The following is a 9,746-nucleotide window of genomic DNA, read 5'->3' as shown; positions in this document are numbered from 1 at the left end:
CCGAGCCCCAGCGAGGGGCCGAACGCCGGGGCCCAGCCTTTTGGTTCCTTTTTGGCGTTTGAAAAAGGGACTCGCCGTAAGGGCGAAACCGCCAGCCGCAACACCCGCAGAAACGGATATGAACGCAATAAAACGGGAACCTGGTCGGCCCAAAGGCCGCCAAGTCCAAATCAAAGCCTGAAGTGCCCCACCATCCCCTTGAGCTCACTCCCCAACTGCGCCAGCTCAACACTCGAAGCCGCATTCCCCCGCATGGCAATCGAAGACTGATCCGCACTCGCCCGAATACTCGTCACACTGCGATTGATCTCCTCCGCCACCGAACTCTGCTCCTCCGCCGCCGCCGCAATCTGCTGATTCATCTGCTGAATCAACGAAACCGCCGCCGCAATACTCCCCAGTGCGCTTTCGGTCTGCAACGCATCACTCACCGCCAGCTTCACCAGTTCGCCACTGCTCTGAATCTGCTGCACCGACGAATGCGCCGCCGAACGCAAGGCACTGACCAGCCGCTCGATCTCCTCGGTCGACTGCTGCGTGCGCCGGGCCAGCGCCCGCACCTCATCGGCGACCACCGCAAAGCCCCTGCCCTGCTCGCCCGCCCGCGCCGCTTCGATCGCCGCGTTGAGCGCCAGCAGGTTGGTCTGCTCGGCAACACTCTTGATCACCCCCAGCACCGTGCCGATGTTCTGGATTTCCGCACTGAGACTCTCGATGCTCGAACTGGCCGACGTCGCCGAATCCGCCAGTTGCTCGATCCGCGCCATGCTCTGACGCACCACCTGCTGGCCGCTTTCGACCTTGCCATCAGCGGTCTGCGCCGCGAGCGCCGCCTCTTCGGCATTGCGCGCCACATCGTGCACGGTGGCGGTCATCTGGTTCATGGCCGTGGCGACCTGTTCGGTTTCCTCTTTCTGGCTGCTGACCTCAAGGTTGGTCTGCTCGGTCACCGCCGACAGCGATTGCGCCGAATTGGCCAACTGTTCGATCCCCGCCTGCAACCCGCTGACAATCGTGCTCAAACCTGCGCCCATCTGCTGCATGGCCAGCATCAACTGACCGATTTCGTCCCGCCGGGTGACCTCGATCGTTGCGCTCAGATCACCGGCAGCAATCTGTTGCGCCACATGAATCACGCTGCGCAACGGCGCCACAATCAGTCGGGTGATCACCCATGCCGCAATCAGCCCGACCAGCAACGCCAGCGCCGATGAGCCAATGATCAGCACCGAATTCTTTTTCAGTTCGCCCTGCATCGCGCCGTCTTGCGCGACATACGCCTGATCGACCCGCGCCACGACTTCGTCGGCACGCTGATGCAACTGCTGATAGACAGTCTTTTCCTGGGCCAGCAACCCGGTGTACTCGGCAAGCTTGTCGCTGAAACCGGCAATGTGCCCGGAGACCTCATTGAGCACCGTCAGGTAACCCTCGTCCTTGACCGTGGACTTGAGCTGCTCAGCCTGCGCCTGGGCTTGCGCAGCCTGCTCGATATTGCCCTGGCCGGCGCTGTCGTCACCCTTGCGGCTTTGATCCAGGCGCACCCTCGCTTCGTTCATCGCCTGCAACATCAAGCGTGAGACCTGACTGACCTGTCCGGCCTGCTCGATGAATTGCGCCCCGTCCTTGCCCTCGCTGTCTTTCAGGGTGTACGCGCCGTCGTCGGCCAGACCGGCCTGCAACACATCGAGATTGTTGGCGACGCTGGACACCGACCAACTGGCCATTTCCAGCGCCAGGTCCTTGGCCTGGGACAACGAGACGAACTCATCGAACGCCTTGCGGTAAGCGCCCAATGACTGTTGTACGTCGTTCATGACCGACTCATTGCCCGGCGACAAAATCTTGAGTTGGTCGGCCATGGCGATCAGACCGTCGACCCCCTCGTGCAAGGCATCAACGGTTTTCGGGTTGCCGTGCAAGGCGTAGTCCTGCTCCAGCAGCCGCACCTTGAGCAGACCACTGTTGAGCGATGACATCTGTTTGAGGCCGTCGAAACGCTGACTGATGGTTTGCAGGGACCAGACGCCAATGGCTGCCACCAGTGCCGTCAGCAGCAACACCAGCACAAACCCGATACCCAGTTTTTTTGCCATACCGAGGTTGGCAAAACGTCCTTGCACGGCCGAAATCATTGCGCGTAGTCCCCTGCCATAGTCTGTTGTCGAAGATTCGCAACGGCCTTGAACCAGCACAAGTCTCTGGCGTCGGAATAATGGCAAAAAGCTACGCACGCGTCGTTTTCAGAACGCTTGAGGTCGATCCACGGTGGTGCTGCGAAAAAACTGTCGTGCCCGGGGATCACAGGCGTAAGCCACGTTGATGCGCTGCCAGTCGCAGGCTTCGCCACTGGGGCTGAACGAGGTTGCACAAGACAGCTGCACCCCGCAGCGCGAGGCATGCCTGCGCAAGTGCGCCTCATCGGCCAGCGGCGCGCGCGCCCAGATGAACAGGCCGCCCGTGGGCTTGCCGAACACTTCCCAGTCGGCATCTTCCAGGGCCTGCAACGCCGCCGCACGATCGGTATTGAGACGCTGGCGCTGGCGCTGCACCAGTTTGCGATAGGCGCCACTGGCCAGCATTCCGGCCAGCACCGCCTCGCAAAACCTCGAGGTGCCCATGCAACTGATCATCTTGACCCGCGCCATCCGCTCGATCAGCTCGCCATCGGCCAGCACGAAACCCACCCGCAAAGAGCTGCTCAGGGTCTTGGAAAAACTGCCGACGTAAATCACCCGTCCCTCGTCATCCAGCGCTGCCAGCCGAGTGCCGCTGCCATTGTGCAGGTCAGCGTAGACATCATCTTCGATCAGCCGCAGATCGTAGAGCCTGCTCAACTCCAGAATGCGTCGGGCGACGGCCGGCAACAGGCAGCTGCCCGTGGGATTGTGGTGGTGACTGTTGATGAACAACGCGGTGGGCCGAAACTGCTGCAGCAACGCCTCGAGCGCCTCGAGATCCGGCCCGCCCGGCGTACGGCGAACCTCCAGCATGCGCACGCCGTGCAAGCGCAGGAGATCGAACAGCGGCGCATAACCGGGGGTCTCGACCACCACGCAATCACCGGCCTTGAACAGGGTACGCACGATCAGGTCCAGCCCGTGGCTGGCGCCGGCGGTGGTCATCACCTGTTCTTCCACGGCCTTGATACTCAGCAATCCCAGGCGTTTGACGATCTGTTCGCGCAACGCCGGCAGCCCCAGAGGCGTGCTGTAGTTGAACAGGCTGGCCATGTCGGCGCGGGTCACTCCGCGGATCGCATAGCCGAGATCATCGGGCTCGCGCCAACTCTCCGGCAGGACGCCACTTCCCAGCGTCAAACCGCTGCGCCATCGGGCGGATGGATCCCCCCCGCTACGCTCCCCCTCACACCCGGAGCCATCGATCGCTTTGCAACAACCGGGCAACGAAGCCGCCACCATGAATCCCGAGCCCTGACGCGAGGCCAGTACCCCTTGCGCCACCAGGCGCTCGCAAGCCTCCATGACGCAGGACTGGCTGAGCAGATTGCACCGTGCAATCTCTCGCACGGAGGGCAGACGCGTCGTCGGCGGCACCTGCCCCTGCATGATCCACTCGGTCAACCCGTCAACAATCTGCTGTACGACCGGCACCATTGCCAGTCGGTCAATTCTCAATTCCATGAGCACGCAAACTCCTGTCCGTTTTGCTGGCGGCAGTAAATCACAGCCACGCCCTTGAGGCTGTGCGACAAAACCGCCAAAAGCCTCCGTTCTCACCATTTGAAACACATTGTTTAGCGGATTCACGGAACCGCTCCCGAGGCGAAAAAAAACCCGCCGGTGGGCGGGTCCTTTTTTGTATCAGTCGACGCTTCCTTAGAAGGCGGTCACGCCGCCATCCACTGCTAGCGAATGGCCAGTGGTGAAGGCCGCACCATCGCTGCACAGGTACAGCACGGCGCTGGCAATTTCCTCGACCTTGCCGATGCGACCGACCGGGTGCATGGCGTTGGCGAATTCGCCTTTTTTCGGATCCGCTTCGTAGGCGCGGCGGAACATGTCGGTGTCGATCACCGCCGGGCATACGGCGTTGACGCGAATTTTCTTCTTGGCGTATTCGATGGCGGCGGACTTGGTCAGGCCGATCACAGCATGCTTGGAGGCGGCGTAGATGCTCATCTTCGGTGCGGCGCCCAGTCCAGCCACCGACGCGGTGTTGACGATCGCCCCACCGCCCTGGGCCAGCAGCAACGGCAGCTGGTACTTCATGCACAGCCAGACGCCCTTGACGTTGACGCCCATGATCGCGTCGAACTCGTCCATCGAGCCTTCGGCCAGTTTGCCCTTCTCGATCTCGATCCCGGCGTTGTTGAAGGCATAGTCGAGACGGCCGTAGGTATTGATCACCTCGTCCATCAGATTTTTCACTTCGCTTTCGACGGTCACGTTGCAGCGCACGAAGGTCGCTTCGCCACCGGCTGTACGAATCAGCGCCACGGTGCCCTCGCCCCCGGCCGCATCCAGATCGGCCACCACCACTTTCAGACCTTCGGCGGCGAATGCCTGGGCCGTCGCGCGGCCGATGCCGTTGGCCGCGCCGGTGACGACGGCTACCTGACCGGAAAACGTCATGCTCATTGTTTTGTCCTCGAATGCGGGGGGATTGATGAAGGCAGCATAGCCACAGGGGCCTGAGTGACGTCAGCACTATCAAAAGGCCGGTTAGCCTTTCATGAATCGCAGTGATGAAACACCGCCGGGGACTATCACCGTACTGGATCAACCTGCATTCGCCCCGTGAGCCAACCTTGCGGCATCGCGCATGAAGGTCTATCAACAAGGCTTCATTCAATTCGAGTGCCTGTCATGACCAACCAGACCAATCGCCAGTTCCTGCTCGCCAAACGCCCGGTGGGCGCCGCCACCCGCGAGACCTTCACCTATCAGGAAGTACCGGTCGGCGAGCCGGCGGCGGGGCAGATTCTGGTCAAGAACGAATACCTGTCCCTCGACCCGGCCATGCGCGGCTGGATGAACGAAGGCAAATCCTACATTCCGCCGGTGGGTCTGGGCGAAGTCATGCGCGCGTTGGGCGTAGGCAAAGTCGTCGCGTCAAACAATCCGGGGTTTGCCGTCGGCGACTACGTCAACGGCGCCATCGGCGTGCAGGATTATTTCCTTGGCGAGCCGAGAGGTTTCTACAAGGTCGACCCGAAACTGGCACCGCTGCCGGTTTATCTGTCCGCACTGGGCATGACCGGCATGACCGCCTACTTCGCCCTGCTCGATGTCGGCGCACCGAAGGCCGGTGACACCGTGGTGTTGTCCGGTGCAGCGGGCGCTGTCGGCAGCATCGCCGGACAGATCGCCAAAATCAAAGGCTGCCGGGTGGTCGGCATTGCCGGTGGCGCGGACAAGTGCAAGTTCCTGATCGATGAACTGGGTTTTGACGGCGCCATCGACTACAAGAGCGAAGACGTGCTCGCCGGCCTCAAACGCGAATGCCCGAAAGGCGTGGATGTGTATTTCGACAACGTCGGCGGCGACATCCTCGACGCGGTGCTGAGCCGCCTGAACTTCAAGGCGCGTGTGGTGATCTGCGGCGCGATCAGCCAGTACAACAACAAGGAAGCGGTCAAAGGCCCGGCCAACTACCTGTCGCTGCTGGTCAACCGCGCGCGGATGGAAGGTTTCGTGGTGATGGATTACGCCGCGCAGTACGCGAGCGCCGCCCAGGAAATGGCCGGCTGGATGGCCAAGGGTCAACTCAAGAGCAAGGAAGACATCGTCGAAGGCCTGGAAACCTTTCCGGAAACCCTGGGCAAACTGTTCAGCGGCGAGAACTTCGGCAAGCTGGTGTTGAAGGTCTGAAAACAAAGAAGGGAGCCATCGGGCTCCCTTCTTTGATGCTTCAGCTGTTCGCTCAGGCCAGTTCGGCAACCACCGAGGCCAGCGCCTTGGCCGGATCCGCCGCCTGGCTGATCGGACGGCCGATCACCAGATAGTCGGAACCGGCATCCAGCGCCTGACGCGGGGTCAGGATGCGACGCTGGTCGTCCTGGGCGCTGCCCGCCGGACGAATCCCCGGGGTCACCAGTTGCAGCGACGGATGCGCGGTTTTCAGCGCAGTGGCTTCCAGCGCCGAGCACACCAGACCGTCCATCCCGGCCTTCTCGGCCAGTGCCGCCAGACGCAATACTTGCTCCTGCGGCTCGATGTCCAGACCGATTCCCGCCAGATCCTCGCGTTCCATGCTGGTCAGCACGGTCACGCCGATCAGCAACGGTTGCGGGCCGCTGCGCTTGTCCAGCTCTTCACGGCAGGCCGCCATCATGCGCAGGCCGCCGGAGCAGTGAACGTTGACCATCCACACACCCATCTCGGCAGCAGCCTTGACCGCCATCGCCGTGGTGTTGGGAATGTCGTGGAATTTCAGGTCGAGGAATACTTCAAAACCCTTGTCACGCAGGGTGCCGACGATTTCCGCGGCGCAGCTGGTGAACAGTTCCTTGCCCACTTTGACCCGGCACAGTTTCGGGTCCAACTGGTCGGCCAGCTTCAGTGCGGCGTCACGGGTAGGGAAATCCAGGGCGACGATGATAGGAGTCTGGCAGGCGGACATGGATGGGCTCTCAGGCAAGTCGAAATCGGCGCGCATTGTAGCGGAACCGGCGGCGGCGCGGCACCCGATGATCGGTAAATCGTCGCGCCAACCGTGATCAGCATAGCCTTGCAGGGTATTGTGTCGAACCCGATACACAACCGACACGCCGGCAACATGCGCCCACGCTAGCCTCGCCAGCCGCAACAAGTCCTTACAGCAGCCCTTCCCGCCTCACGGCCGGACGCCTATGCTGAAACCACAACCTCGCAGCCTATCTTTGTGGTTGGCGGCCTACTGGCAGATGAACAGCCTCATGCACAACTCCCAAGCCTCCGTGAACGACGAGCAGAAAGACGACAAGCGCTGGAGCATCCGCGCACTGATCGTCGACGATGATGTGCCGATCCGCGAACTGATGATCGACTACCTGGCCCGGTTCAACATTCACGCCAGCGGCGTCACCGACGGTGCGGCCATGCGCCAGGCGATGCAGGCCGAACATTTCGACGTTCTGGTGCTCGACCTGATGCTGCCCGGCGAAGACGGTCTGTCGCTGTGCCGCTGGCTGCGCGCCGAATCGGACATCCCGATCCTGATGCTCACCGCCCGCTGCGAACCCACCGACCGGATCATCGGCCTGGAACTGGGCGCCGATGACTACATGGCCAAACCGTTCGAGCCTCGTGAACTGGTGGCGCGGATCCAGACGATTCTGCGTCGGGTGCGCGACGATCGCACCGAACAGCGTGCGAACATTCGCTTCGACAACTGGCGCCTGAACAGCGTCCTGCGCCAGTTGATCGCCGACGATGGTCTGGTGGTGCCGCTGTCCAACGCCGAATTCCGCCTGCTCTGGGTGTTCATCGAACGTCCGCGCCGGGTGCTCAGCCGCGAACAGTTGCTGGACGCCGCCCGTGGTCGCTCGATCGAAGCCTTCGACCGCAGCATCGACCTGCTGGTCTCGCGCCTTCGGCAAAAACTCGGCGACGACCCGAAAGCCCCGCAACTGATCAAGACCGTGCGCGGTGAAGGCTACCTGTTCGACGCGCGAGACATCGGCTGATGCGGGCGCGCTTCGACACGCTGTTCGGCCGCCTGTTCGGCGTGCTGTTGGTGGCGATCGTCCTGGCGCACTTGCTGGCTTTCGCCTGGTTCCGTCTCTACGGCCCGCCACCACCGCCTCCGCCGCCCGAATTCTCGGAAACCATCGACGGCAAACAGCCGCCGCAGGATCCACGCTACCCGCCCCGTCCGCCGCGCCCCTGGTTCGGCGGGCCGATCGTGCCGCTGACCTTCCAGTTCATCTCGCTGATCATTGCCGCCTGGTACGGCGCCAAGCTGCTGACCCGGCCGATCCAGCGCCTGAGCGACGCGGCCGAACGCCTGAGCGAAGACCTCGACAGCCCGCCGCTGGACGAAACCGGCCCCCGGGAAGCCCGGCAGGCCGCACACACGTTCAATCTGATGCAACACCGCATCCGCGAACAGGTGCAGCAACGCGCACGAATGCTCGGCGCGGTCTCCCACGACCTGCGCACCCCGCTGTCGCGGCTGAAACTGCGCCTGGAAAACATCAACGACGACAAGCTGCAAGGCCAGATGCGCCAGGATCTGGACGACATGATCGGCATGCTCGACGCCACCCTCACCTACCTGCATGAACAGCGCACCAGCGAAGCCTTGCAATTGATGGACGTGCAGGCGCTGGTCGAATCACTGTGCGAAAACGCCCAGGATCAAGGCGCCGACGTGCAGGTCAGCGGCCACTGCGCCCCGATGCAGGTGCAACCGATGGCACTGCGCTCGTGCATCAACAACCTGATGGACAACGCCCTGCGCTACGCCGGCCAAGCGCACATCGAACTGCAAGACCAGCGCGAACAACTGCTGATCCGCGTCATCGACCACGGCCCGGGCATCGCGGCGGACAAGCGCGAAGCCGTGTTCGAACCGTTCTTCCGCCTCGAAGGCTCACGCAACCGCAACTCCGGCGGCGTCGGCCTGGGCATGACCATCGCCCGGGAAGCGGCGCAACGTCAGGGCGGACAACTGACCCTGGCAGAAACACCCGGCGGCGGCCTGACCGCCGTGATCCAGCTGCCTCGCCACTGAACCTGACTGTGTACCGGCCGGTACAAACCCCACATACCCACGACACCTTGCGACTGGAGGCTGCATAAGCCGGTACACCCACCGGTTTTCCAGTCCAAGGAGTGAGCCCGATGATCGGTAGCGTCAGCAACTACACGAGCTATACCAGCACCAGCAGCACCTCCACCCAAAACGCCCGCAGCCAGCAACTGCAAAAGGAACTGTTCACCAAACTCGACAGCAACGGCGACGGCGCGGTGGATCAGGACGAACTGGGCAGCGCCCTGTCGCAAAAGTCCAACGACGGCCTGCTGGTCAGCCTGAGCACACAATTCGGCGATCTGGACAGCGATTCCAGCGGCAGCCTCAGCGCCGAAGAAATGACCGCCATGGCCCCACCCCCACCGCCCCCAGGCGACCAGGCCCCCAACACCGAACTCGCCGACGCCCTGATCAGCGCCCTCGACGCCGACGGCGACGGCGCCATCAGCAGCGACGAACTGAGCAACGGCCTGACCAGCGCCGGCAGCACCGCCGACAGCAGCAAAATCTTCTCCGCCCTGGACAAAAACGAAGACGGCGTCGTCAGCCAGGACGAACTCGCCGCCAGCCTCACCCCACCGCCACCCCCACCACCGCAAGCCTCCAGCGATGAACTGTTCAGCCAACTCGATGCAGACGGCGACGGCACTGTTACCGCCACCGAACTGAACAGCGCGCTGCAGACCAGCGACAGCACCTCCTCAAACAACACCGACACCGCCACCGCACTGCTCAAAGTGCTGGACAGCGACAGCAGCGGAGGCGTCAGCAGCGACGAACTGAAAGCTGCACTGCATGCAGGTCGCGAACGCCCGGATGACGAACAGACCGCCAGCAATACTCAAACCACCACCGAAGCGCTGAACCGCATGATTGCCAATCTGAGCAAGCAGTACTCGCTCGAAAGCACCGCGTCGGTGGGCAAGTATTTGAATGTGGCGACTTGAGATTGGGTGAGGATTTGAGGGACGACTGAGGTTGGCTGGGTGAGTGGTTTGCTTTGACTTAGCGGTGTGTCATCAAAGCGCCCTCACTGTAGAGACCGG

General features: G+C 62.5%; 8 protein-coding genes and 1 pseudogene. 4 read left to right on the top strand and 5 right to left on the bottom strand.

The features are described from left to right. Positions 1–170 precede the first annotated feature (170 nt). The 4 genes and pseudogenes from PMI24_RS29855 to PMI24_RS28430 all read right to left on the bottom strand — a co-directional run bounded on the left by PMI24_RS29855 (position 171) and on the right by PMI24_RS28430 (position 4,601). Positions 171–1,034 (bottom strand): methyl-accepting chemotaxis protein, encoded by an 864-nt coding sequence (locus PMI24_RS29855; protein WP_443200805.1) that lies wholly within the window; start codon positions 1,032–1,034, stop codon positions 171–173. Beyond that, positions 1,032–2,096, bottom strand: a pseudogene (locus PMI24_RS29850) (HAMP domain-containing protein); the annotation flags it as partial. The pseudogene PMI24_RS29850 and the gene PMI24_RS29855, both read right to left, overlap by 3 nt. 147 nt (positions 2,097–2,243) lie before the next feature. After that, positions 2,244–3,644 (bottom strand): aminotransferase-like domain-containing protein, encoded by a 1,401-nt coding sequence (locus PMI24_RS28435; protein ID WP_045121923.1) that lies wholly within the window; start codon positions 3,642–3,644, stop codon positions 2,244–2,246. A 195-nt stretch (positions 3,645–3,839) separates the two neighbouring features. Then, a complete protein-coding gene (locus PMI24_RS28430) occupies positions 3,840–4,601 on the bottom strand; it encodes an SDR family oxidoreductase (protein ID WP_007917441.1) in 762 nt (253 codons plus the stop codon). Positions 4,602–4,829: 228 nt separating this feature from the next. Between PMI24_RS28430 and PMI24_RS28425 the strand changes: the two genes are divergently transcribed. Further along, positions 4,830–5,834, top strand: coding sequence for an NADP-dependent oxidoreductase (locus tag PMI24_RS28425; RefSeq protein ID WP_007960373.1), 1,005 nt, complete (start codon positions 4,830–4,832; stop codon positions 5,832–5,834). A 52-nt stretch (positions 5,835–5,886) separates the two neighbouring features. On the opposite strand, the gene pyrF is transcribed toward PMI24_RS28425, so the two are convergent. Then, on the bottom strand, positions 5,887–6,585 hold the full coding sequence (gene pyrF / locus PMI24_RS28420; RefSeq protein WP_007960372.1) for an orotidine-5'-phosphate decarboxylase: 699 nt from the start codon (positions 6,583–6,585) through the stop codon (positions 5,887–5,889). A gap of 295 nt (positions 6,586–6,880) precedes the next feature. On the opposite strand from pyrF, the gene PMI24_RS28415 reads away from it, so the two are divergent. The 3 genes from PMI24_RS28415 (at position 6,881) to xopAW (ending at position 9,647) form a co-directional block, all read left to right on the top strand. After that, positions 6,881–7,630, top strand: coding sequence for a response regulator (locus PMI24_RS28415; protein WP_045121924.1), 750 nt, complete (start codon positions 6,881–6,883; stop codon positions 7,628–7,630). Continuing rightward, positions 7,630–8,679 (top strand): sensor histidine kinase, encoded by a 1,050-nt coding sequence (locus PMI24_RS28410; RefSeq protein ID WP_007960369.1) that lies wholly within the window; start codon positions 7,630–7,632, stop codon positions 8,677–8,679. Before PMI24_RS28415 ends, PMI24_RS28410 begins: the two co-directional genes overlap by 1 nt. 110 nt (positions 8,680–8,789) lie before the next feature. Then, the gene (gene xopAW / locus PMI24_RS28405) at positions 8,790–9,647 is read left to right on the top strand and encodes an EF-hand domain-containing protein (protein WP_007960368.1); all 858 of its coding nucleotides are present in this window, start codon (positions 8,790–8,792) and stop codon (positions 9,645–9,647) included. The last annotated feature ends 99 nt before the right edge of the window (positions 9,648–9,746 follow it).

Source organism: Pseudomonas sp. GM25, assembly GCF_000282255.1.
In the GTDB taxonomy this organism is placed as follows: domain Bacteria; phylum Pseudomonadota; class Gammaproteobacteria; order Pseudomonadales; family Pseudomonadaceae; genus Aquipseudomonas; species Aquipseudomonas aphyarum.
This window is presented reverse-complemented; position numbering and strand designations above follow the sequence as displayed.